The 23207-nt window shown below is 72.4% G+C and carries 25 protein-coding genes; 17 read left to right on the top strand and 8 right to left on the bottom strand.

Annotated features, from left to right (window positions below; translation table 11 throughout):
• Positions 1-159 precede the first annotated feature (159 nt).
• Positions 160-891, bottom strand: a complete 732-nt coding sequence (locus ACIP67_RS31875; RefSeq protein ID WP_401696383.1) for a PH domain-containing protein — start codon at positions 889-891, stop codon at positions 160-162.
• 119 nt (positions 892-1010) lie between these two features.
• Between ACIP67_RS31875 and deoC the strand changes: the two genes are divergently transcribed.
• Genes deoC through ACIP67_RS31860 form a run of 3 tightly spaced genes read left to right on the top strand, consistent with a single transcriptional unit; the run spans position 1011 to position 4307 of the window.
• A complete protein-coding gene (gene deoC, locus ACIP67_RS31870; protein ID WP_401696464.1) occupies positions 1011-1973 on the top strand; it encodes a deoxyribose-phosphate aldolase in 963 nt (320 codons plus the stop codon).
• A gap of 5 nt (positions 1974-1978) precedes the next feature.
• Complete coding sequence (locus ACIP67_RS31865) at positions 1979-3421, top strand: aldehyde dehydrogenase family protein (protein WP_401696381.1); 1443 nt, start codon at positions 1979-1981, stop codon at positions 3419-3421.
• Positions 3414-4307, top strand: a complete 894-nt coding sequence (locus ACIP67_RS31860) for an aldehyde dehydrogenase family protein (protein WP_401696380.1) — start codon at positions 3414-3416, stop codon at positions 4305-4307. The genes ACIP67_RS31865 and ACIP67_RS31860 overlap by 8 nt, the downstream gene beginning before the upstream one ends.
• Positions 4308-4393: 86 nt before the next feature.
• Here ACIP67_RS31860 and ACIP67_RS31855 read toward each other — a convergent pair whose 3' ends face one another.
• Positions 4394-4801, bottom strand: a complete 408-nt coding sequence (locus ACIP67_RS31855) for a hypothetical protein (RefSeq protein ID WP_401696378.1) — start codon at positions 4799-4801, stop codon at positions 4394-4396.
• Positions 4802-4929: 128 nt separating this feature from the next.
• Between ACIP67_RS31855 and ACIP67_RS31850 the strand changes: the two genes are divergently transcribed.
• On the top strand, positions 4930-5568 hold the full coding sequence (locus ACIP67_RS31850; RefSeq protein ID WP_401696376.1) for a uridine kinase: 639 nt from the start codon (positions 4930-4932) through the stop codon (positions 5566-5568).
• Positions 5569-5832: 264 nt separating this feature from the next.
• Here the strand turns inward: ACIP67_RS31850 and ACIP67_RS31845 are convergent, their stop codons facing one another.
• Positions 5833-6579 carry a SigE family RNA polymerase sigma factor gene (locus ACIP67_RS31845; RefSeq protein ID WP_401696375.1) on the bottom strand — a complete coding sequence of 249 codons (747 nt, stop codon included), beginning with the start codon at positions 6577-6579 and terminating at the stop codon, positions 5833-5835.
• Between the two features lie 355 nt (positions 6580-6934).
• Here ACIP67_RS31845 and afsQ1 point away from each other — a divergent pair, with 355 nt between their 5' ends.
• The 5 genes from afsQ1 (at position 6935) to ACIP67_RS31820 (ending at position 10845) form a co-directional block, all read left to right on the top strand.
• The gene (gene afsQ1 / locus ACIP67_RS31840) at positions 6935-7612 is read left to right on the top strand and encodes a two-component system response regulator AfsQ1 (RefSeq protein ID WP_189933766.1); all 678 of its coding nucleotides are present in this window, start codon (positions 6935-6937) and stop codon (positions 7610-7612) included.
• Positions 7609-9165 (top strand): ATP-binding protein, encoded by a 1557-nt coding sequence (locus tag ACIP67_RS31835; protein ID WP_401696374.1) that lies wholly within the window; start codon positions 7609-7611, stop codon positions 9163-9165. The genes afsQ1 and ACIP67_RS31835 overlap by 4 nt, the downstream gene beginning before the upstream one ends.
• Positions 9165-9797 (top strand): hypothetical protein, encoded by a 633-nt coding sequence (locus tag ACIP67_RS31830; RefSeq protein WP_401696372.1) that lies wholly within the window; start codon positions 9165-9167, stop codon positions 9795-9797. The genes ACIP67_RS31835 and ACIP67_RS31830 overlap by 1 nt, the downstream gene beginning before the upstream one ends.
• A gap of 189 nt (positions 9798-9986) precedes the next feature.
• Entirely contained in the window at positions 9987-10547 is a 561-nt protein-coding gene (locus ACIP67_RS31825; RefSeq protein WP_401696371.1) for a VanZ family protein, read from the top strand.
• Positions 10548-10641: 94 nt separating this feature from the next.
• The gene (locus tag ACIP67_RS31820) at positions 10642-10845 is read left to right on the top strand and encodes a PspC domain-containing protein (protein ID WP_365470621.1); all 204 of its coding nucleotides are present in this window, start codon (positions 10642-10644) and stop codon (positions 10843-10845) included.
• Positions 10846-10953: 108 nt separating this feature from the next.
• On the opposite strand, the gene ACIP67_RS31815 is transcribed toward ACIP67_RS31820, so the two are convergent.
• Together ACIP67_RS31815 and ACIP67_RS31810 are read right to left on the bottom strand one after the other, a co-directional pair.
• On the bottom strand, positions 10954-11310 hold the full coding sequence (locus ACIP67_RS31815) for an ATP-binding protein (RefSeq protein ID WP_401696370.1): 357 nt from the start codon (positions 11308-11310) through the stop codon (positions 10954-10956).
• Between the two features lie 134 nt (positions 11311-11444).
• Positions 11445-12608, bottom strand: a complete 1164-nt coding sequence (locus ACIP67_RS31810) for an adenosine deaminase (RefSeq protein WP_389513601.1) — start codon at positions 12606-12608, stop codon at positions 11445-11447.
• Between the two features lie 113 nt (positions 12609-12721).
• Here ACIP67_RS31810 and ACIP67_RS31805 point away from each other — a divergent pair, with 113 nt between their 5' ends.
• Positions 12722-13483 carry an alpha/beta hydrolase gene (locus ACIP67_RS31805; protein ID WP_401696369.1) on the top strand — a complete coding sequence of 254 codons (762 nt, stop codon included), beginning with the start codon at positions 12722-12724 and terminating at the stop codon, positions 13481-13483.
• A 59-nt stretch (positions 13484-13542) separates the two neighbouring features.
• Positions 13543-15132, top strand: coding sequence for an FG-GAP-like repeat-containing protein (locus tag ACIP67_RS31800; RefSeq protein ID WP_401696368.1), 1590 nt, complete (start codon positions 13543-13545; stop codon positions 15130-15132).
• An 83-nt stretch (positions 15133-15215) separates the two neighbouring features.
• Here the strand turns inward: ACIP67_RS31800 and ACIP67_RS31795 are convergent, their stop codons facing one another.
• A complete protein-coding gene (locus ACIP67_RS31795) occupies positions 15216-16166 on the bottom strand; it encodes a LysR substrate-binding domain-containing protein (RefSeq protein ID WP_401696367.1) in 951 nt (316 codons plus the stop codon).
• Between the two features lie 62 nt (positions 16167-16228).
• On the opposite strand from ACIP67_RS31795, the gene ACIP67_RS31790 reads away from it, so the two are divergent.
• Positions 16229-17527, top strand: a complete 1299-nt coding sequence (locus ACIP67_RS31790; RefSeq protein ID WP_401696366.1) for an MFS transporter — start codon at positions 16229-16231, stop codon at positions 17525-17527.
• 262 nt (positions 17528-17789) lie between these two features.
• Entirely contained in the window at positions 17790-18806 is a 1017-nt protein-coding gene (locus tag ACIP67_RS31785) for a sigma-70 family RNA polymerase sigma factor (RefSeq protein WP_401696365.1), read from the top strand.
• Here ACIP67_RS31785 and ACIP67_RS31780 read toward each other — a convergent pair.
• Positions 18690-19076 carry an STAS domain-containing protein gene (locus ACIP67_RS31780; protein ID WP_401696364.1) on the bottom strand — a complete coding sequence of 129 codons (387 nt, stop codon included), beginning with the start codon at positions 19074-19076 and terminating at the stop codon, positions 18690-18692. The two genes, ACIP67_RS31785 and ACIP67_RS31780, sit on opposite strands and share 117 nt — an antisense overlap.
• Positions 19077-19174: 98 nt before the next feature.
• On the opposite strand from ACIP67_RS31780, the gene ACIP67_RS31775 reads away from it, so the two are divergent.
• The 4 genes from ACIP67_RS31775 (at position 19175) to ACIP67_RS31760 (ending at position 22401) form a co-directional block, all read left to right on the top strand.
• Positions 19175-19792 (top strand): TetR/AcrR family transcriptional regulator, encoded by a 618-nt coding sequence (locus ACIP67_RS31775; RefSeq protein ID WP_401696363.1) that lies wholly within the window; start codon positions 19175-19177, stop codon positions 19790-19792.
• An 86-nt stretch (positions 19793-19878) separates the two neighbouring features.
• Positions 19879-21054, top strand: coding sequence for a GDSL-type esterase/lipase family protein (locus ACIP67_RS31770; RefSeq protein WP_401696362.1), 1176 nt, complete (start codon positions 19879-19881; stop codon positions 21052-21054).
• Between the two features lie 85 nt (positions 21055-21139).
• Positions 21140-21466 carry an SDR family NAD(P)-dependent oxidoreductase gene (locus tag ACIP67_RS31765; protein WP_401696361.1) on the top strand — a complete coding sequence of 109 codons (327 nt, stop codon included), beginning with the start codon at positions 21140-21142 and terminating at the stop codon, positions 21464-21466.
• A 380-nt stretch (positions 21467-21846) separates the two neighbouring features.
• On the top strand, positions 21847-22401 hold the full coding sequence (locus tag ACIP67_RS31760; RefSeq protein WP_401696360.1) for a DUF3291 domain-containing protein: 555 nt from the start codon (positions 21847-21849) through the stop codon (positions 22399-22401).
• An 88-nt stretch (positions 22402-22489) separates the two neighbouring features.
• Here the strand turns inward: ACIP67_RS31760 and ACIP67_RS31755 are convergent, their stop codons facing one another.
• Positions 22490-23077, bottom strand: a complete 588-nt coding sequence (locus ACIP67_RS31755; RefSeq protein ID WP_401696462.1) for an XRE family transcriptional regulator — start codon at positions 23075-23077, stop codon at positions 22490-22492.
• Positions 23078-23207 lie beyond the last annotated feature (130 nt).

Below are 23207 nucleotides of genomic sequence, written 5' to 3'. Positions count from 1 at the left end.
CCGAACGGACGAAACCCCGCACCGGCGACAGCCCACACAGGCGACGCCCCGCCGAGCCGAGCCGAGCCCCCGATCATGGCGGACGAACCTGTGTCCGGGGACCGCCCGCGCGTCATCCCACAGACCGCCGCCGCCCCCGACCCCGGCACCGCCCCCGCCTCACCCCACAACCAGCAGAATCCCCAGCACCACGGCCCCGGCGACGGCCGGCCCCACGATCTCCCAGGCCCACCGCACGCTCACCTCTCCCTGGGCGCTCTCCTCCTTCTGCCGCGTCTCCCACAGTTCCCGCAGCTCGTGCATGATCTGGTCGCTCTCGGCCCGCGCGGGCCCGTCCGGCGCACCGGTCCCGGACCGTCCGCCCAGGGACGCCCCGCCCCCGAGCCCGCCGAGCCCGCCGAACCCGCCGCCCCCGCGACCGCCCCCGCCGCCACGCCCCTGCCGTTCGGCCGGACGCTCCGCCGCGGCCCGCGCCTCCTGACGCACCGCCTTCTTCCGCGCCCGCAGCGAGACCGGGATCGCCCACAGCTGGTACTTCGTCCCGGACCCGGTGACGGCCTCGTTGGAGAACCCGGACCGGAGCTCGTCGACCTGCCCCCAGGGGAGGACGACCTGCCGGAAGGGGTTGCGCACGCGCAGCCGGTCGTCGCCGGCGAACACCGCCGGGCGCAGCGTGAACGCGACGATCAGCGGCACCAGCAGGATGAGCGCCGCGAGCGCCAGCCACGGTGTGCGGCCCTCCCCCGCGACGATCGCGTCGACACCGAGCCAGCCGACGACCGCGAGCAGCAGCGCCCCGCCGACGAGGCCCGCGGGCGACCGGTAGATGCGGTCCCTGGACTCGGGGGCCGAGGGCCGCGGCGCTGGTGACTGGTCTTCCGGGCTCGTCATGGCCCCGATTCTGCCGCACGCCGGCGGCGCCGGGCCGCCCCGCCCTCGGCTCGCCCCCCAGGGAGCCGTCCTCCGGGGTGTACAGCCGCTACGCGCGTAGATATGCTCGTCTGGTGACCATGCCCACCAACGCACCCACCGCAGCTCATGCCCTCACGGACGTCACCGCGTCCGACAGCACGCTGCGCCGCTTCCTCCACGGGCTGCCCGGCGTCGACGGGGTCGGCCTGGAGGCGCGCGCCGCATCCCTCGGTACCCGTTCCATCAAGACGACCGCGAAGGCGTACGCCATCGACCTCGCCATCTCGATGGTCGACCTGACGACGCTGGAAGGCGCGGACACCCCGGGCAAGGTCCGGGCGCTCGGCGCGAAGGCCGTCCGCCCCGACCCGACCGACCGGACGACGCCCTCGACGGCCGCGGTCTGCGTCTACCCCGACATGGTCGCCACCGCCAAGGCGGCCGTCGCGGGCTCCGGCGTCAAGGTCGCCTCCGTGGCCACCGCCTTCCCGGCCGGCCGTGCCGCCCTCGACGTGAAGCTCGCCGACGTCCGCGAGGCCGTCGCGGCGGGTGCCGACGAGATCGACATGGTCATCGACCGCGGCGCCTTCCTCGCCGGCCGCTACCTGAAGGTGTACGACGAGATCGTCGCCGTACGGGAGGCCTGTGGCGGGTCCGCCCGTCTGAAGGTCATCTTCGAGACGGGCGAGCTGTCGACGTACGACAACATCCGCCGGGCGAGCTGGCTCGGCATGCTGGCCGGGGCGGACTTCATCAAGACGTCCACCGGCAAGGTCGCCGTCAACGCCACGCCCGCCAACACCCTGCTCATGCTGGAGGCCGTCCGCGACTTCCGTGCGCGGACCGGCGTCCAGGTCGGCGTGAAGCCCGCCGGCGGCATCCGCACCTCCAAGGACGCCGTCAAGTTCCTGGTCCTGGTCAACGAGACCGCGGGCGAGGACTGGCTGGACAACCACTGGTTCCGCTTCGGCGCCTCCTCCCTCCTGAACGACCTGCTGATGCAGCGTCAGAAGCTGGCCACCGGCCGCTACTCCGGCCCCGACTACGTGACGGTGGACTGATCACCATGGCATCGGCATCCGCATTCGAGTACGCACCGGCCCCCGAGTCCCGCTCGGTCGTCGACATCGCGCCGTCCTACGGGCTGTTCATCGACGGCGAGTTCGTGGACGCGGCCGACGGCAAGGTCTTCAAGACGGTCTCCCCGTCGACCGAGGAGGTTCTCTCCGAGGTCGCCCGAGCCGGTTCGGAGGACGTCGACCGCGCGGTGAAGGCCGCCCGCAAGGCCTTCGAGAAGTGGTCGGCGCTGCCCGGCTCCGAGCGCGCCAAGTACCTCTTCCGCATCGCCCGCATCGTCCAGGAACGCAGCCGCGAACTGGCCGTCCTGGAGACGCTGGACAACGGCAAGCCCATCAAGGAGACCCGCGACGCCGACCTCCCCCTGGTCGCCGCGCACTTCTTCTACCACGCGGGCTGGGCCGACAAGCTCGACCACGCCGGTTTCGGCCCGGCCCCCCGGCCCCTCGGCGTCGCCGGCCAGGTCATCCCCTGGAACTTCCCCCTCCTGATGCTGGCGTGGAAGATCGCCCCGGCGCTGGCCACGGGCAACACGGTCGTCCTGAAGCCGGCCGAGACCACTCCGCTGAGCGCCCTGTTCTTCGCGGACATCTGCCGCCGGGCGGGCCTGCCGAAGGGCGTCGTCAACATCCTCCCCGGCTACGGCGACACGGGCGCCGCGCTCGTCGCGCACCCGGACGTGAACAAGGTGGCCTTCACCGGCTCCACGGCCGTCGGCAAGGAGATCGCGCGCACGGTCGCGGGCACCCGCAAGAAGCTCACCCTGGAGCTGGGCGGCAAGGGCGCCAACATCGTCTTCGACGACGCCCCGGTCGACCAGGCCGTCGAGGGCGTCGTGAACGGCATCTTCTTCAACCAGGGCCAGGTCTGCTGCGCGGGCAGCCGCCTCCTGGTCCAGGAGTCGATCCACGACGAGCTGCTGGAGTCGCTCAAGCGCAGGCTCTCCACGCTCCGCCTCGGCGACCCGCTGGACAAGAACACGGACATCGGCGCGATCAACTCCGCCGAGCAGCTCGCGCGCATCACCGCGCTCGCCGAGCAGGGGGAGGCGGAGGGCGCCGAGCGCTGGTCCCCGGCCTGCGACCTCCCCTCCGCCGGCTACTGGTTCGCCCCGACGCTCTTCACGAACGTCACCCAGGCGCACACCGTCGCCCGCGACGAGATCTTCGGCCCCGTCCTGTCGGTCCTCACCTTCCGCACCCCGGACGAGGCCGTCGCCAAGGCCAACAACACGCCGTACGGCCTGTCGGCGGGCATCTGGACGGAGAAGGGCTCCCGCATCCTCGCGGTGGCGAACAGGCTCCGGGCCGGTGTCGTCTGGTCCAACACGTTCAACAAGTTCGACCCGACGTCGCCGTTCGGCGGCTACAAGGAGTCGGGTTCCGGCCGCGAGGGCGGCCGCCACGGCCTGGAGGCGTACCTCGATGTCTGACGTGACCCGTCTCTCCGTCCTCAAGACCTACAAGCTGTACGTCGGGGGCACGTTCCCCCGTTCCGAGAGCGGCCGGGTGTACGAAGTGACCGACTCCAAGGGCAACTGGCTGGCCAACGCGCCGCAGTCGAGCCGCAAGGACGCCCGGGACGCGGTCGTGGCCGCCCGCAAGGCGTTCGGCGCCTGGTCCGGGGCGACGGCGTACAACCGCGGCCAGATCCTCTACCGCGTCGCCGAGATGCTGGAGGGCCGCCGGGGCCAGTTCGTCCGCGAGGTGGCCGACGCCGAGGGGCTGTCGAAGTCGAAGGCGGCCGCCGTGGTCGACGCGACGATCGACCGCTGGGTCTGGTACGCGGGCTGGACCGACAAGATCGCCCAGGTGGTCGGCGGCGGCAACCCGGTCGCGGGCCCGTTCTTCAATCTGTCCTCGCCCGAGCCGACCGGCGTGGTGGCCGTCCTGGCCCCGCAGGAGTCGTCGTTCCTGGGCCTGGTCTCGGTGCTCGCCCCGGTGATCGCCACGGGCAACACGGCGGTCGTGGTGGCCTCCGAGAGCTCCCCGCTCCCGGCGCTCTCCCTCGGCGAGGTCCTGGCCACCTCCGACGTGCCCGGCGGCGTGGTCAACGTCCTCTCCGGCCGTACGGCGGAGATCGCGGCGCCCCTCGCCGCCCACCAGGACGTCAACGCGATCGACCTCGCGGGCGCCGACGAGTCGCTGGCGAAGGAGCTGGAGATCGCGGCCGCGGACAACCTGAAGCGGGTGCTCCGTCCACAGCCTGTGGACGACTGGTTCGCGACTCCCGGGATCGACCGCATGACGGCGTTCCTGGAGACGAAGACCGTCTGGCACCCGACGGGGTCGCTGGGCGCCTCGGGCTCGTCGTACTGACGGCCCGCCACGCCGAGCGGGCCGCGCCCCTCTCCGTCGGAGGGACGCGGCCCGCTCCACGCGCACGGCACACGGGTGCGCGCCGGTCAGCCGCCCAGCAGCCCCGCGGCCTGCCCCGCCACCGGCACCGCGCCGACCGACGACGCCTGCGCCACCGGCCCGGTCAGCGAGCGGGACGACAGCGGCTGGAAGTCGGCGAGCTGGGTGCCGACGCCGTTGTCGAGCGGGTCGACACCCGTGCCCGCGAGCGGGTTGGGCTTGAGGTCCGACAGCGGGCCGGTGACGTATCCGACGGTGCCGCCCAGGGCCTGCACACCGGCCTGGGGGTCGATCGTGCCGAGCGAGGTGGGACGCGTGCGCACCACGTCCACGACCGGTTCGGTCCCGGCCGCCGCGGCCACGCCCGCGCCCGCGCCCAGGGCCGCTCCCACCGTGGCGAGGACCACCAGGGCGCGCCGTCCGGTCGGCGTGCGGGAAGAGTCGTGTCGGGCCATCGCGATGCCCACTTTCTGCTGCGTCGGGTAATCAGGTCGACACGAAGGGTAGTTGAGGAGTGGCCCGTGCATCAAAGCCGACCCGCGGGGTCGTTCACGGCCCGGCGGATGCCTCACACTGGTGTCCCGTGAGTTCCCCACCGCCCATATCCACGCGAGTCGTACTGCTCTGCGGCCCCTCCGGCTCCGGCAAGTCCCTCCTCGCCGCCCTCTCCGGTCTGCCCGTGCTGCGGCTCGACGACTTCTACAAGGAGGGCGACGACCCGACGCTGCCGCAGGTCGCGGGGAGTTCCGACATCGACTGGGACCACCCCGGCTCGTGGGACGCGGACACCGCGGTCGCCGCGATCACCGACCTGTGCCGCACGGGCCGTACGAACGTCCCGGTCTACGACCTCGCGCTCAGCGCCCGCACCGGCGCGGAGACCGTCGAGATCGGGCGGACCCCGCTGTTCATCGCGGAGGGCATCTTCGCCGCGGAGATCGTCGCCCGCTGCCGGGACCTGGGCGTGCTGGCCGACGCGCTGTGCCTGAGCCGCGGTGCGGTGACGACGTTCCGCCGCCGTTTCCTGCGGGACCTGCGGGAGGGCCGCAAGTCGGTGCCGTTCCTCCTGCGCCGCGGCTGGCGCCTGATGCGTGCCGAACGCTCCATCGTGGCCCGCCAGACCGCCCTCGGCGCGTACGCCTGCGACCGCGACGAGGCGCTCGGCCGGCTGGCGGCCGCGGCGGCGGGCGACCGCGCCACGACGGCGCGTACGGCCGTCTGACGGGCGGACGCGCCGTCGTGGCGCGCGGGGGCCACGCCCCGCCGGCTCGGGCGGGCGCACACGGAAGAGCGGGACTGGACGGACCCCCCGGCCCTCCAGCCCCGCTCGTGTTCCCCCGTGTCCCCCGGGTGGTGCTTCCCCCGTGCTGTGCGCGGTACCGCTCCCCCGACGTCCCCCGTTGGGTCCCCCCGGTACCGCTCCCCCGTGTTTCCCCCGTGTTCCCCCGTTCACCGGCCTCCCGAGGGAGGCCGGCCCCCGTGCACCTCAGGCGACGAGCTCGCCGAAGGCGTCCTCCTCGTCACGGCCGAAGCTGAGGACCTCGTCCTCGCGCAGCCGGCGGAGCGACCGCCAGATGCTGGACTTCACCGTGCCGACACTGATGTCGAGGATCTCCGCGATCTCCGGGTCGGTGCGGCCCTCGTAGTAGCGCAGGACCAGCATCGTCCGCTGGAGTTCGGGCAGCCGGGCCAGCGCCTGCCACAGGACGGCGCGCAGCTCGGTGCCGCGCATCGCGTCCGTGTCGCCGGGCGTCTCCGGCAGTTCCTCGGTCGGGTACTCGTTCAGCTTGCGGCGGCGCCACGCGCTGATGTGCAGGTTGGTCATCGTGCGTCGCAGGTAGCCGCCGACGGCCGCCTTGTCACTGATCCGGTCCCACGCCCGGTAGGTCGAGAACAGCGCGCTCTGCAACAGGTCCTCGGCCTCGAAGCGGTCGCCGGTGAGGTGGTAGGCGGTGGCGTACAGGGAGGCGCGGCGCTCCTGGACGTAGGCGGTGAACTCCGCCTCCGACAGCGAGCGGCGCTCCCCCGTGTCCTCCCTGTACGCGGCTCCCCCCTGAGCCGTCTGCTCCCCCGCGTCGACCACCGTCATGTAGGCGGTGTGCTGACGCCCGGTGCCGCGAGCGCACCCCCGCCCGCTCATCACGGCACCGGACTTCTCGGAACCCCGGTGCACGTCGTGCAGACGCGTGACGACTGCGACTGCGTTGGTGCTCATACCGTGCAGCGTGTTCATCTCGCGCCCCCCGTCGTGGACTTCCGGTGTCCGTGCTCGTTCCGTTCGGCCCGTCCGCCGCGGCTGTGTGCTGTGTGCCGCGTGCTGCCGTGCCTGTGCCGAAAATCCTGCCTACGGCACTTCATCGCCGTGTCCGCCGACTGTCACAGACCTGTCACAGGGGTCCGTCACGGTGGCGCCACAGCCCGTACACAGACACCGGCGCTACGACGTTCCGGCGCGGGTTCCACCGGCGCTCCGGACCCGCCCCCGTACCCCGCGTACGCCGCGCGCGCCGCGGAAACCACGCCCCTCTGGCATCCGAGCCCCTGCCCACAGGTCGAACGACGGCACCTCCATGGGCCAGAATGAGCCCGTGCCTTCCCTGTTGCTGATCGAGGACGACGACGCCATCCGTACGGCCCTGGAGCTCTCACTGACGCGCCAGGGACACCGCGTGGCGACCGCTGCGAGCGGTGAGGACGGTCTGAAGCTGCTGCGCGAACAGCGGCCGGATCTGATCGTGCTGGACGTGATGCTGCCCGGCATCGACGGATTCGAGGTGTGCCGGCGCATCCGGCGCACCGACCAGCTGCCGATCATCCTGCTCACCGCGCGCAGCGACGACATCGACGTGGTCGTCGGGCTGGAGTCCGGCGCCGACGACTACGTCGTCAAACCGGTGCAGGGCCGGGTGCTCGACGCCCGGATCCGCGCCGTGCTGCGGCGCGGGGAGCGCGAGTCGAACGACTCGGCGACCTTCGGCAGCCTCGTCATCGACCGCGCCGCGATGACGGTGACGAAGAACGGCGAGGACCTCCAGCTCACCCCGACCGAGCTGCGGCTGCTGCTCGAACTGAGCCGGCGCCCCGGTCAGGCGCTGTCCCGGCAGCAGCTGCTGCGCCTGGTCTGGGAGCACGACTACCTCGGCGACTCCCGGCTGGTGGACGCCTGCGTCCAGCGGCTGCGCGCCAAGGTCGAGGACGTACCGTCGTCCCCCACCCTGATCCGTACCGTGCGCGGGGTCGGCTACCGCCTGGACGCCCCTCAGTGACACAGCGGCAAGGGGGGATCCGCGGCTGGTCCGCGGCGCGCAAGGGACATCTGTCACGGCTGCGCCTCACCAGCCTGCGGCTGCGGCTCGTCGTGGTCTTCGGGCTGGTGGCGCTGACCGCGGCCGTGTCCGCGTCCGGCATCGCGTACTGGCTCAACCGCGAGGCCGTGCTGACCCGTACCCAGGGCGCGGTGCTGCGCGACTTCGAGCAGGAGATGCAGAACCGGGCCGGCTCGCTGGCGGAGTACCCGTCGCAGGACGAGTTGCAGTACACGGCCGGCCAGATGGCCACCAGCAGCCAGCGGTTCAGCGTGCTGCTGGTCGCCGAGGACGGCACCGGCAAGACGGTCTACGGCAGTTCCGGGGGGCTGAACGGCTTCTCCCTGGAGGACGTGCCCGAGTCGCTGCGCAGGGCGGTGAACAAGCAGCAGGGCACGACCGCCGGCAACACGTCGCCGTACCACCTGTACTGGCAGCGGGTGGTCGACCACGGGACGCCGTACCTGGTGGCCGGGACGAAGGTGATCGGGGGCGGCCCGACCGGCTACATGCGCAAGTCGCTGGAGCCGGAGGCGAAGGACCTCAACTCGCTGGCCTGGTCCCTGGGCATCGCCACCGGTCTGGCGCTGATCGGCGCCGCGCTGCTCGCGCAGGCCGCCGCCACGACCGTGCTGAAGCCGGTGCACCGGCTCGGCGTGGCCGCCCGCCGTCTGGGCGAGGGCAAGCTGGACACCCGGCTACGGGTCTCCGGGACGGACGAACTGGCCGATCTGTCCCGTACGTTCAACCTCGCCGCCGAGTCGCTCGAGAAACGGGTGGCGGACATGGCGGCCCGGGACGAGGCCTCCCGCCGCTTCGTCGCGGACATGAGCCACGAACTGCGCACCCCGCTCACCGCCATCACCGCCGTCACCGAGGTGCTGGAGGAGGAACTGGACGCGGAGTCCGGTGGTATCGACCCGATGATCGAGCCGGCCGTCCGCCTGGTGGTCTCTGAGACCCGGCGGCTGAACGACCTGGTCGAGAACCTGATGGAGGTCACCCGCTTCGACGCCGGCACGGCGCGCCTGGTCCTGGACGACGTCGACGTCGCCGACCAGATCACCGCGTGCATCGACGCGCGCGCCTGGCTGGACGCCGTCGAGCTGGACGCCGAGCGCGGCATCCACGCCCGCCTCGATCCGCGCCGCCTGGACGTGATCCTCGCCAACCTCATCGGCAACGCCCTCAAGCACGGCGGCTCGCCGGTGCGGGTGTCCGTTCGAGCGTCGGCCGACGAGGTCGTCATCGCCGTGCGCGACCACGGCCCCGGCATCCCCGAGGAGGTCCTGCCCCACGTCTTCGACCGGTTCTACAAGGCGAGCGCCTCCCGCCCCCGCTCCGAGGGCAGCGGGCTGGGTCTCTCCATCGCCCTGGAGAACGCCCACATCCACGGCGGCGAGATCAGCGCCGCCAACTCCCCCGAGTCGGGCGCGGTCTTCACCCTCCGCCTGCCCCGGGACATCTCGGACCTGGCGGAACAGGGCGAGCAGAAGGACAAGGAGGCCACCTGATGACCGTTCACGCCACGTCCGTACGCCGCCGCCTCGCCCTGCCTCTCCTCCCTCTGCTCCCCGTCCTCGCCGTCCTGCTCACCGGCTGCGGCATCCGCGCGACCGAGGTGCCGACCGACTTCGGCCCGGCCCCCTCCCGGGTCCACTGCTCCCTCTCCGGGCCCGAGGTGACCGCCCAGGCCTCCGGGGGCGTTCCCGTACGGGTGTTCCTCCTGTGCGGTTCCTCCCTGGTCGCCGTGGACCGCACGGTCCCGGTCCCCGACGGCACGGCCGACTCCGCGCGCCGCCTCCTGGTCGCCCAGGGCCTGCTGGACGAACTGGCGCAGTCCCCCTCGGCCGCGGAGAAGGAAGCCGGCTACACCACGGACGTGCGGGGCGGAACGGCGGTGAGCGGCCCGGCCGCCGAGGACCCGGACGACACCCTGCGCCTGAGCACCTCGCCGGACGACCTGACCTCGTACGCCCTGGCCCAGATCGTCTGCACCTTCTCCGACTCGGCGGCGGCGGAGGGCGACGGCTCGGTGGTCCTGGGCGGTCCCACGGGCCCTCCCCGCCGCTACCAGTGCACGGACGAGGTCCGCTCCCGCCCGGGCTCGGCGGAACCCCCGTCGACGGAGGTCACGGGGGGCTGACGGCGGGCGGGGGCATGGGCCGCTGCCGGTCCTGCGAGCCAGGCGGGCTCGGCCGGTTCAGGCGACAGGCGGGCTCGGCCGGTTCGGCGGGCCCCGTGTGGTCCCGTCCGGCCGCCGCCGTGGCGCGGGCCCCGGTGCGGCTGCCGCGGCGCCGGAACCGATCCCGCCGCCTCCTGCGTCTAGGGGGACGTGCAGCGTCAAGGCTCCATCGGCGGCAGCGCCGCGTTCCGCGTTCGCGCGACCGGGAGTGTTCTCCTGGTCGCCCACCTCGTGTTCGTCGCCTGGTGCACGCTGCGCCCCCTGGACGTTCCCTGGGTGATGCCTTCCAACCTGCACCCGTTCGCCGGCATCCGCGCCGACCTGGAGCTGGGCTGGCCGCAGGCGGCCTGCCGGATCGGCGGGGGCCTCGCCCTCCTGGCACCGCTGGGCGTCCTCCTCCCCCTGACGCACGGCAGGCTCCACGTCTCGCCGCTCGTCTCCCTGGTCCGCACGGTCACGGCGGGCGCCCTGCTGTCGCTGGCCATCGAGCTCCTCCAGACCGGGGTGCCCGGCCAGGTGGCCGACGTGGACTCGCTCCTGCTCAACACCGTGGGCGTGGCCCTGGCGCACACCGCGGTGGTCCCCGCGACCCGCGCCCGCCTGCGGCACCGGGCCGAACGCCGTACGGACCGGGCAGACCGGGCGGACCGCCAGGAGGAGCCGGCTCAGGGGCGGACCCCGACGATTCCCAGGGTCGGGATCGCCCCGTAGGGCGACGTTTCACCCGCTTCGTCTCCGTAGCGTGGACATCAGACGGGGCAGCCACCGAAAGGCCGCCCCGGACCGACTCACGAAGGAGCCGCAGATGTCCAGCAGCCTCGCCCGCCCCACCCACGGCCGCATGATCGGCGGAGTGTGCGCCGCGCTGGCCCGGCGCTTCGGCACCTCCGCGACGACGATGCGCGTGATCTTCCTGCTGTCCTGTCTGCTGCCGGGCCCGCAGTTCCTGCTCTACATAGCGTTGTGGATCTTCCTGCCGTCCGAGGACAAGGCCCGCACGGCCTGGTAGGCACCGGGTACGGAACGAGCCGCGTACGGAACGAGCCGCGTACGGGAAAAGCCGTCGGGCGCACCCGGAGGACCCGGATGCGCCCGACGGCGCCGCGACGCGCGGGACTCAGCCCAGCGGGATCCCGTTCACCCCCACGCCGTTCGTGGGCAGGCCCTTGAGGACGGGCAGACCGCCGAGCAGATCGCCGACCGGCGCGGTCGGCTGCTCGGCCACCGCCTGCTGGGCGATCGGCTGCACGGCGGCCAGGCCGGCGCCGAGCGTCGGCTGGGCCTGCTGGACCGCGTCACCGGCTCCCGGCAGCGCCGTGGCGAGCTTCTCCGCCGGCAGCGACTGGGTGATGCCGCCCAGTGCCTGGGTGGCGTCCGGGACGGCCGGGGCCGCGGTGGCGGCGCCCGCACCGGCAGCGGCGAAAGCGGCACCGAGCGCGGCGACGCCGAGGGTCTTGGCAGCAGACTGCTTCATGATAAATGCGTCCTCGAATATCGGGGAACTGAGCGGTCCACGACCGTAAACACAAAAAGGCACCCACCGCAAACATCAGAATGCGGACAGGCCGTGAAGGCCCGCCCGCATTCTGATCCGGAAATTCGCGCCCCTCAGCTCTCCCCGGCCACGGAACCCCTGGTGGAGGCGGTCTGCTGGAACAGCCATTCGGACTTGAGCTCGGCATAGCCGGGCTTGATCACGTCATTGATCATAGCCAGTCGTTCATCGAAAGGAATGAATGCTGACTTCATAGCATTGACCGAGAACCATGCGAGATCGTCGAGCGTGTAACCGAACGCGTCGACAAGGTGCTCGAATTCCCGGCTCATGCCGGTGCCGGACATCAGCCGGTTGTCGGTGTTGACCGTGGCCCGGAAGTGCAGTCGGCGCAGCAGCCCGATCGGATGCTCGGCGTAGGAGGCGGCCGCCCCGGTCTGGAGGTTGGAGCTGGGGCACAGTTCCAACGGGATGCGCTTGTCCCGGACGTACGAGGCGAGCCGTCCGAGCTTCACGGAGCCGTCCTCCGCGACCTCGATGTCGTCGATGATGCGGACGCCGTGCCCGAGGCGGTCGGCGCCGCACCACTGCAGCGCCTGCCAGATGGACGGCAGCCCGAAGGCCTCCCCGGCGTGGATGGTGAAGTGGTTGTTCTCCCGCTTCAGGTACTCGAAGGCGTCGAGGTGCCGGGTGGGCGGGTAGCCGGCCTCGGCGCCGGCGATGTCGAAGCCGACCACGCCCAGGTCGCGGTAGCGGTTGGCGAGTTCGGCGATCTCCAGGGCGCGGGCGGCGTGCCGCATGGCGGTGAGGAGAGCGCCCACCCGGATGCGGTGGCCGTTCGCCCGGGCGAGCCGTTCGCCCTGCCGGAAGCCCTCGTCGACGGCCTCGACGACGTCCTCGAGGCGCAGACCGCCCTCCAGGTGCTGCTCGGGCGCGTAACGGACCTCGGCGTAGACGACCCCGTCCTCGGCGAGGTCCTCGGCGCACTCGCGGGCGACCCGGACCAGGGCCTCCCGGGTCTGCATGACGCCGACGGTGTGCGAGAAGGTCTCCAAGTACCGTTCCAGGGAACCGGAGTCGGCGGCCTCCCGGAACCAGAGGCCGAGCTTTCCGGGGTCGGTCTCGGGGAGCCGTGCGTACCCGGTCTCCCGGGCGAGGTCGACGATCGTGCCGGGGCGCAGCCCGCCGTCGAGGTGGTCGTGCAGCAGAACCTTGGGCGCCCGGCGGATCTGGTCCGCGCTCGGGGTGACGCCCTGTCGAATGGTCTGGCTCGTCATTTCCGCACTCTAACTCCTACGCGCGTAGATCGCGCGCTGTACACCTGCGTCGATATGTAACGGTGACCGCACGGACGGGTGGAGTACACCGGCGCTTCTGACACTGTTCTGTCATGGGACAGCAAGCGACGCCGGTGCGAACGGCCAGGCTGGGGAAGGGAATCGGCCCGGAGCCGGAGACGGTGAGCGGCGTGGTGCTGCTGCTCCCGGGGGGCGACGAGGTCTCCGACCGCAGACCCTCGCCCCTGTGGGGGAACGGCCCGGTGCGTGCCGTCGGGCGCAGACTCGCCCGCGCGGCCCGGCAGGACGGCCTGGCCGTCCACGTGGTGCGCTACCGCTGCCGGGGGTGGAACGGCAGCGAGGCCCATCTCGCCACCGACGCGTCCTGGGCCGCCGACGAGGCCGTACGGCGCTACGGGGACGTCCCCGTGTGCCTCGCCGGTGTCGGCATGGGCGGGCGGGCCGCGCTGCGCGCGGGCGGCCACGAGGCCGTCAACTCGGTGCTCGCGATCGCCCCTTGGCTGCCGGAGGAGGACGTCGCGGCACCACCCGAACCGGTGAAGCACCTGGTGGGACGGCAGGTGCTGATCGTGCACGGCACGAACGACCAGCGGACCGATCCCGAGCTGTCCTTCCGGTTCGCGGCGCGGATGAAGAAGGTGAACCGGGAGGTGTGCCGGTTCGAGGTGCACTCCGACGGGCACGGGCTGCACCAGTACCGGCAGGAAGTCCTGGCCCTGGCGGAGGACTTCGTGCGGGGCGTGCTGTTCGGGCACGGCTTCTCGCGGCCGGTGCGGGACGCCCTGGCGGCGCCTCCGCCGCTGGGGTTGAGGATGCCGTTGGCCGCGGGGTTCGGCAGTTCGCTGCGGCGCTGACCTGCTCCTCGGGCTGAAGCCCGAGGACGGACGACGGAACCGCCGGGTCCGGTGCGGGCGTGCTTGACCACATGGGTGATCGGGGTGGCGAGCCGGAGCCGGTACGGGGACGAGGCGGCGGACGCCGGTGGGCGATCGCGGGCGGCGCGGCGGCCCTGACGCTGGCCGTCGTGGTCGGGGCCGTCGTCGCACGGGACGGCGACGGGACCCTCACCGCCCCGCACGCCTGTCACACCTCCGCCCACGGCACCGCACCGGCCGGGGGCAGCGCGGCGACGGGCGGCGGGACCCCGGCCGGGGGCGCCCCCGCCGCCGACTTCGACGGGGACGGCCACCCCGACCTGGCCATGGGATCCCTGGGCGACGTGGAGAACGGCAGCGGCGGCGGCAGCATCGAGGTGGCGTACGGATCGGGCGACGGGACCGGCCTCGCCCGCTGCCAGTACCTCACGCAGAACGACGCCGGGATACCGGGCGAGGGCCGCGACGAGGCGTTCTTCGGCAGCGACGTGATGGCCCGCGACTTCGACGGGGACGGCTGCACCGACCTCGCCGCCTCCGTCTTCGACTGGAAGCCGAGCGTGATCGTCATGTGGGGTTCGGCGGACGGCCTGAAGAGCGCCGTGCGGGTGCCGGGCACGGACGGCAGTGACGTGCCCTGGATGACGGATCCGATCCTGGAGGAGCAGCTCGTCGCCGGGGACTTCGACGGGGACGGGCATGCCGATCTGGTCTTCGGGCTCGGTTCCGGCAGGGGCCTGCTCAAGGGCCCCTTCGGGCGCGACGGCACACCGGCGGCCACCGCCCCGGTCCCCGCCCCGCGCCGGCCGGCGAAGGACGTCGACGGCGCGAACTATGCGGAACTCGTCGCCGGGGACCTGGACGGCGACGGCGCCGACGACCTGGTGGCCTTCCACGACGACTCGCCCCCCGACGCGGCCTGGTCCGAGGAACACCGGCCGGTGAGTCACCTCCGGGGCGGCCCGGACGGCTTCACCCAGCCCGACGACGTCGGCCTCCCCGACGCGGCGACGGGCGCGGCCGGCGACGTGGACGGCGACGGGATCGCGGACCTCGTGCTCAGCCCCCGCGGCGGTGACGTGAGCCGCAGTGCGGTGACCGTGGTGTACGGCTCGGAGTCCGGGCCGGGGAAGGGCCGGCGGACGACGACCCTCGACCGTGGCGCGCCGGGGGTGCCCGGCGAGGAACCTCAGGACGAAGACGCCGCCTTCACCTCCCTGGACACCGGTGACGTCGACGGCGACGGCTACGCGGACGTGGTGGCCGGTTCGCCCCGCGACCAGGTGTACGCGAAGGCGGGTCCGGAAGAGGTGCTGTTCCTGCGGGGCGGCCCGGACGGCCTGACCGGCGAGGGCGCCCGCGCCTTCGGGGAGGCCGGTCTCGGCGGCGACCCGGACGTGCGGCGCGTGTTCGGCGCGGCGGTGCGCCTGGTCGACATGGACGGCGACCACCGGTCCGACCTGGTCGTGGCGGCACCCGGCACCGACAGGACCGACAGCTCCGCGTGGCTCCTGCCCGGCACGGCGGACGGGCCGGCCACCGGGGCAGTCACCCGGCTGTACGGCGACGGCTTCGACTCCACCGAGGGGCTGGACCTCTCCATGGGAGGCGGGGGGATCGCCCGCTAGTGCCGTTACACGGGAGGCGGGGGGAACGCCCGCCAGTGCCGTGACCCGCCGGTGCCGTGACCGGAGACAGGGCCCGGCAGGGCCTACGGAAGCAGACTGCCCCGCCGCGACAGCAGGAACCTCTTGAAGGCCGCCACGGGGGGTGTGTCCGGGTGGCCGTCCAGCCAGGCCACGCCGATCTCCCGGACCGCCCGCGGTGCCGTGACCGTCAGTTCCACCACGCCGGGCCGGGGTACGGCGGGCGGGGGCAGGAGGGCGACGCCGAGGCCGGCCGCCACCAGGCCGCGAAGGGTCTCCGCCTCCTCCCCCTCGAAGGCGACCCGGGGGCGGAAACCGGCCTCCTGGCAGAGGTCGTCGGTGATGCGGCGCAGGCCGTAGCCGGGTTCCAGGGTCACGAAGGTCTCGTCGGCGGCCTCGGCGAGCCGGACGCGCTTGCGGGCGGCGAGACGGTGGTCGGCGGGGACGACCAGGCGCAGTTTCTGCTCGTCGAGGCGGCGGGCGACGAGGTCGGGGGCGTCCGGCACCGGCGAGGTCAGGCACAGGTCGAGCTCGCCGGCCCGCAGCCGCTCCAGCATGGCCTCGCCGTAGTTCTGGACGAGGCTGAAGCGGACGCGGGGGTGGTCGGCGCGGAAGGCGTGGATCAGGCCGGGTACCGTCTCGGCGCCCATGGTGTGCAGGAAGCCGAAGGCGACCTTGCCGGTGGCGGCGTCGGCGTCGGCACGCACCTCGTCGGCGGCGCGCTCGACCTCGGCGAGGGCGCGCTCGACGGAGGTGAGGAAGGTGCGACCGGCGGGGGTGAGGGAGACGGTCCGGCCGTGGCGGGCGAACAGCTCGACGCCCAGGTCCTGTTCGAGGCGGACCATGGCCCGGGAGAGCGTCGACTGCGGGACCTGCATCTCCTGCGCGGCCCGCGTGACGTGCTCGGTGCGGGCGACGCCCGCGAAGTATGCGAGCCGTGGCGCGAGCAGCGTGACGATGTCTTCTGTGTCACTGGACGGTGACAGGCGCGCCCGTGACCTCTGCTGATGCTCCATGGGAACGATTATGACGATTCCATGCATTGGACGGATGAGTGGGGTCGTCCTAGGTTCGGGGTATGTCTCCCGCCAGTACCGGGGCGTCCACCGTCGTGGGCGCCGTTCCGTCCGTCCCGTCCGTCCCGTCCGTCCCGTCCTCCTCCGACTCCCGTATGACCCCGGGCGGTCCCGGCTACCGCCGGATGAGCCTCGCCCTCTTCCTGGCCGGCGTGGCGACCTTCGCCCTCCTGTACTCCACGCAGGCGCTGCTGCCGCTGATCTCCGGCGAGTTCGGCGTCGCGGCGAGCGAGGCGAGCTGGACGGTGGCGGCGGCGACCGGCGGGCTGGCCCTGTTCGTGCTGCCGATGAGCGCCCTGTCGGAGCGCTACGGCCGCCGTACGGTGATGACGGCCTCGCTGGCGGTCGCGGTGGCCGTCGGGCTGCTGGTCCCCTTCGCCCCGTCGCTGGGCGCGCTGGTCGTGCTGCGCGGTCTCCAGGGCGCCGCCCTGGCCGGGCTGCCGGCCTCGGCGACCGCCTATCTGGCGGAGGAGGTGCGGCCCAAGGCGCTGATCACGGCGATCGGCCTGTTCGTGGCGGGCAACAGCGTCGGCGGGATGAGCGGCCGGGTCATCACCGGCTGGGTCGCGCAGGAGTGGGGCTGGCGGGTGGCCGTCGGCGTGATCGGCGCGGTCGCGGTGGGCTGCGCGGTGGCGTTCCGGATGCTGCTGCCGGCGCCGAAGCACTTCGTGGCGGGCTCGCTGCGCCCCCGCGTCCTGGCCCGCACGGTCCGCGACCACCTCACCGATCCGCTGCTGCGCCGCCTGTACGCGATCGGCGCGCTGTTCATGACGGTGTTCGGCGGGGTGTACACGGTGATCGGCTACCGCCTGACGGAGGCGCCGTTCTCGCTCCCGCAGGGCATCGTCGGCTCGATCTTCCTGGTGTACCTGGTGGGGACGGTGTCGGCGTCGACGGCGGGCCGGCTGGTCGGCCGGCTGGGCCGCCGCGGGGCGCTGTACCTGGCCGGCGGCACGACGGCGGCGGGCCTCCTGCTCTCCCTGGCGGACTCGCTGGCCCTGGTCCTGCTGGGCCTGGTCCTGATCACGTCGGGCTTCTTCGCGGGCCACGCGGTGGCGTCCTCGGCGGTCAGCAAGACGGCGACCACCGGCCGGGCGCAGGCCTCCGCCCTCTACCAGTCCGCGTACTACATCGGCTCCAGCGCGGGCAGCACCGTCGGCGCGACGGCCTTCCACGCGGGCGGCTGGGCCGGCACGGTCGGCGTGGGCGTCCTGGCGGTGCTCGGCGTCGTGACGATCACGGCGTTCGGCACGCGGGCGGCGCGGGTCGCGGCCCGTCGGGAGCCGCTGGCCGCGCACTGACCTTCGCCGCACCCCTTCCGTCCCCCCGCTCCGGACCGTCGGTCCGTGGTCGCCGCCGGCTCCGGCGGACCACGGCCGGTCCGGGCGGGGGGTCCGTCGGGTACCGGGCCGGATGCGGCCGGTCCGGCACCCGACGAAACCCCCTCCACCTGGGCTTTCGTCGACTCGGGGGGCCGTTGTCAGTGGCCTGCGTTAGCTTCTGGAGTACTGGACGCACGCACAGGCGCGTGACAGAAACGGCCACAGGGGTGGGTGGACGACGATGACGGACGGTACGGCGACGGTGGACGACCTCGACGCCAGGCTGGAGCGACACCGGGTCGAGCTGACGGGCTACTGCTACCGGATGCTCGGCTCGTCCTTCGAGGCCGAGGACGCGGTGCAGGACACCCTGGTGCGCGCCTGGCGCAGCTACGACACCTTCGAGGGCCGTTCCAGCCTGCGCTCGTGGCTCTACCGCATCGCGACCAACGTGTGCCTGGACATGCTGACGGCGGGCAACAAGCGGGCCCGGCCGATGGACCTCACGGAGTCCACCCCGCTCTCCCGGGCGGTCCTCTCCCCCCGCCCGGACACCACCTGGCTGGAGCCGATGCCGGACGCGCGGGTGCTGCCCGCGGTCGAGGACCCGGCGGAGGCGGCCGTCGCCAGGGAGTCGGTGCGGCTCGCGTTCATGGCCGCGTTGCAGCGGCTGCCGCCCAAGCAGCGGGCGGTGCTGATCCTGCGCGAGGTCCTGGCGTGGCGGGCGAGCGAGGTCGCCGAGCTGCTCGGCACGACGGTCGCCTCGGTCAACAGCGCCTTGCAGCGGGCCCGCGCGACCCTCGCCGAACAGCGGGACCGGGCGGCGGACGCGGCCGTGTCGGACCCCCTGGACGAGGAGCAGCGGAAGCTGCTGGAGCGCTATGTGGCCGCCTTCGAGGAGTACGACATGACGGCGCTGACGCGGCTGCTCCACGAGGACGCGGTCATGACGATGCCGCCGTTCGACCTGTGGCTGACGGGCCACGCGGACATCACCGGCTTCATGACCACGATCGGCTCCGCCTGCACGGGCTCACGGCTGCTGCCGGTCCAGGTCAACGGCGCGCCGGGCTTCGCCCAGTACAAGCCGGACCCCGAGGCGGGCGGACACAGCCCGTGGGCGATCCAGGTGCTGGAGATCTCAGACGGCGGCCTCACCGGTTTCCACTTCTTCCTCGACACCCAGCGCTTCTTCCCCCTCTTCGGCCTGCCCCTCCACCTCGAAGCGGAGTCCGACGAGGTCGAGCAGGGCGCGTAGCGCCGGGTCGGGGGCGCGCAGCCGGAGGCGCCCCCCGGCACGGCGGGCCGTGAGCCGGAGCCGGGCCAGCGCGTCGACGGCCGCCAGACCCGGTGGCCCAATCCCGGCGACGTCGCACACCACGACCGCCGCCCCGGTCCCGTCCAGCAGCGCCCTCAGGTCGTCGCAGAGGCCCGCCACCCGGCTCGGGGTGAGGGGTCCGCTCAGGCCGATCACCGGCGGTGTCGTCGCGTCCACGAGCGGTAGACCGGGCGGAACGGCACAACTCATCGCCTCCTCTCTCCTAACATGTCTAGGGCGTCGGCTAAAACTTGTAGGCAAAGCCGTGGTCGACGTCAGTGACGGCCGCGACGAGACCGGAGACCTCCATGGCACGCGCAGGGCTGACTCCCGAACGTCTGGCCCGGGCGGGGGCGGAACTCGCCGACGAGGTCGGCTTCGAGCAGGTCACCGTCTCGGCGCTCGCCCGGCAGTTCGACGTCAAGGTCGCGAGCCTGTACGCGCACGTGCGCAACTCCCACGACCTGAAGACGAAGATCGCCCTGCTGGCCCTGGAGGAACTGGCCGACCGCGGATCCGCCGCCCTCGCCGGCCGCGCCGGCCAGGACGCCCTCGCCGCCCTGGCCAACGTCTACCGCGACTACGCCCGCGAGCACCCCGGCCGCTACGCCGCCGCCCGGTTCCCCCTGGACCCCGAGGCCGCCGCGGCCGGCGCGGGCCCCCGGCACTCCCGGATGACCCGCGCGATCCTGCGCGGCTACGACCTCACCGAGCCGGACCAGACCCACGCGGTCCGCCTGCTGGGCAGCGTCTTCCACGGCTACGTCAGCCTCGAACTGGCCGGCGGCTTCAGCCACAGCGCCCCCGACTCCCAGGAGTCCTGGGACCGCATCCTCGACGCCCTCGACGCCCTGCTGCGCACCTGGCCCCCGGCGCCGGCGGGCCACGGCGGTGCGGCGCGGGCCGACGCCCACGACCTGCCCTGAGGGATGTCCCGCCACCGCGTTTCCCCGGCCGCCGAGCGGACAGCCGCTGGGGAAGCCCCGTACCCCGCCGACCCGGAACCGAGGCCATGCCCACCGAGAATCCCTGGATCACCACGCCCGTCACGGCCGACCTCCTGCGGGGAGCCCTGGAGGTGGAGCGCACCGACCACGGCGTCCTGCCCCACCGCCTGCCCGCCACCGCCCGCGCCCAGTGCGCCGACGCCCAGCTCGCCATGGTGGAGTCACAGCCCTCGGGCGTACGGCTGGCCTTCCGGACCCGGGCGACCGCCGTCGAACTCGACTCGCTGCGCACCCGGCGCGTCTACGTCGGCGCCCCGCCCGTCCCGGACGGCGTCTACGACCTGCTCGTCGACGGCCGCCTGACCGGGCAGGCGAGCGTCACCGGCGGCCGCACGGTGACCATCGACATGACCGACGGGACCGTCGAGCACCGGACCGGCGAACCGGGCACCGTCCGCTTCACGGACCTGCCCCCGGGCCGCAAGGACATCGAGATCTGGCTGCCCCACAACGAGACGACCGAGCTCCTGGCACTGCGCACCGACGCCCCCGTCGAACCGGCGCCGGCCGACCCGAGCCGCAAGGTCTGGCTGCACCACGGCAGCTCGATCAGCCACGGCTCCGACGCCGCGAGCCCCACCGCCATCTGGCCCGCCCTGGCCGCCTGTCTCGGCGGCGTGGAACTGGTCAACCTGGGGCTGGGCGGCAGCGCCCTGCTCGACCCGTTCACCGCGCGGGCCATCCGGGACCACCCCGCCGACCTGATCAGCGTCAAGGTGGGCATCAACCTGGTCAACCTCGACCTGATGCGGCTCCGCGCGTTCGGACCCGCCGTCCACGGCTTCCTCGACACCGTCCGGGAGGGCCACCCCACCACGCCGCTGCTGGTCGTCTCGCCGATCCTGTGCCCCCTGCACGAGGAGACGCCCGGCCCCAGCGCGCCGGACCTCGACGGGCTCGCCGAGGGGCGGCTGGGCTTCGTCCCGCTGGGCGACCCGGCGGAGGTGGCGGCGGGCAAGCTGACGCTGCGGGTCGTCCGGGCGGAGCTGGAGCGGATCGTCGCGCAGCGGACCAAGGAAGATTCTCACCTGCACTATCTGGACGGGCGGGAGCTGTACGGGGAGGCAGACGCCGTCGAGCTGCCGCTTCCCGACGGGCTGCATCCGTCCGGCGACGCCCACCGGCGCATGGGGGAACGGTTCGCCGCGCTGGCCTTCGGGGAGGGCGGGGCGTTCGGGTGAGGGCGGGGGCCCGCCCCCGCCGCGGCCTTCACCGTGGGCACGCTCACCAGCCGTGAGTACCTGCGCGTGTCCCAGGACGGCGACCTTGAGTTCCGGACTGGGCTCCCGGGTCGGCGCCCCGGGCGTTGCCGACTACGCGGCGACCAAGTCGGGGGTCGAGAGGTACACCATGGGGCTCGCACGGGACCTCGGACCCCGGGACATCACGGCCAACGTCGTGGAGGCCGGCCTGATGGAGGGCGGCATGGAAGGGCCGGACCCCGAGACCCTCAAGGCCCTGGTCGGCTCGCTGTCCCTGCAACGCATGGGCCACCCCGAAGAGATCGCCGAGGGGATCGCGTATCTGGCGAGCCCCGCCGCGTCGTACGTCACCGGCGCGGTGCTGGACGCCCACGGTGGCTACAACGCCTGAACCGAACCCCTGCCGCGCGCTCCGGAGGACACCACGCCTTCGGGGCGCGAGGCCTGAGCGGGGTTGCCGATGCCGCTTCTCGGCATCTGATGGGCCGATGCGGACTTCCACGAGGGCAGGCGGCGCCACCGACCCGGTTCCCGCGAGGACCTGCGCAAGAGGCCACTTGGACAGGGAAATCGCAACTTCGACATGGCTCGTAGAGGCGGCTACCGTCACCTGGTCTTCGGTGATCGCCACGGTCGCACAGGGGGTTCCTTCAGGCTTCAGGCTGGGCCGGCCGTGACGGAACGAGTCGGTCGCGCCCCACAAACCCTCGCCCCCCTGCGTAAGCCACCGAACCGGGTCCACGCCAGGCAGCCCCCATCAGGGAGAGACGCATGCCCCATCTTGCTCTGTACACATTCGGCGTCCTGAAGTCACCTCTCGCCGATCCCGCACCTCTCACGCGCGAGTTCTACGACATCGGTGAGGCCGTCTACCGGAAGATCGGTCAGCACCCCGGATACCTCGCTCGTGCCGAAGCGGCAGACGGTGACCGGGGCTCGCTCTTCGAGGCGGACTGGGGTGTATGGGGAGAGTTCGCCGTACCGACGTGGTACGGCAAGGGCCGTACGGTGGACACCACCGCCCTGGCCGCGACCCTCTCCCTCTGGACCGACCTGCGCCCCGCATTCGACGCCGTCTACACCGGTCTGCACCGTGAGGCGCTGAACAGGCGTTACGACTGGTTCGAGAGGACCGAGCACCCGAATTACGTGTTCTGGTGGGTCTCCGACGGCGTGATACCCACCTGGCAGGACGGGGTTTCCAGGCTGGAGCACCTCCACGCCCACGGCCCCGCGCCGCACGCCTTCACCTTCCACGACTCCTTCACCCCGGGCGGAACGACCAGGATCAAAGGAACCGAGCCGGAGAGCGACCAGATTCGCTGACAAGGAAGCCTGAACAACCAAATTCGCTGTCACACGCCTCGATGGGATGACGACGAACACCACGCAAACAAGATCGTGTCACGAGCTCTCAGCCTTGAGAGGTTATCGACACTCCCCTTGACCACAGCTCTTCGGCGTGATCGGCGAACCGGGCAAACATTCCGGTGTCACCGATCTTCCGTAGGTGCAGCAAAGGCGAGTCATGCCCGACCAGTCGGGCCAGATGAGGGGTTACCAGCGCCTCGTCATCGAAACGGAAGACCGACAGCGAAACGTGATTGATCGCGTCACCCGCCGCGGAGAAACGCGCCTCCAAGCCCTGGTGTGCACCGAGTTTTCCCAGATGCTCAAGCGTGATGCGAATACGCGTGGAAACAGTGAGGGCCACGTCTTCGATCTGCTCGCGGTTGCGCGTCACCTCACCGTCGGGGTCACCCAGCAGGAAGCGCACACGACATCCGCTGTCGAGTTTCTGCCGCAGGGTTGAAACGAACGCAGGCTGGTCAATCCAGAGGAAATAGTTGGTGTACCCCGCGAAAAGGATGTCTGTTTCCGACCTTTCGATGAGTTCGGCCCAGACCGTCGATGGACAGGAGGACCGATAGGGGTAGGAGTGGATGATCTCACGGTCCCCACCGGTCTTGATTCGGTCCTTTACCGCTTTCGGCCACAGCATTTCTTCGTCAACCCCCAATGCCTTACAGGCACCTTCCCGGCTTCTGGCATGCGGCATCAGTCCGGCGTCCGCCACCCACCGTTCCACCGTCTTGCCGGAAACGCCTACCCGTACCGCCAACTACTTAGGC

The organism is Streptomyces sp. NPDC088812 (assembly GCF_044750285.1).
Taxonomy (GTDB): Bacteria; Actinomycetota; Actinomycetes; order Streptomycetales; family Streptomycetaceae; genus Streptomyces.
Note: the sequence above shows the minus strand (reverse complement) of the source record. Positions and strands in the feature narration are given on the sequence as shown.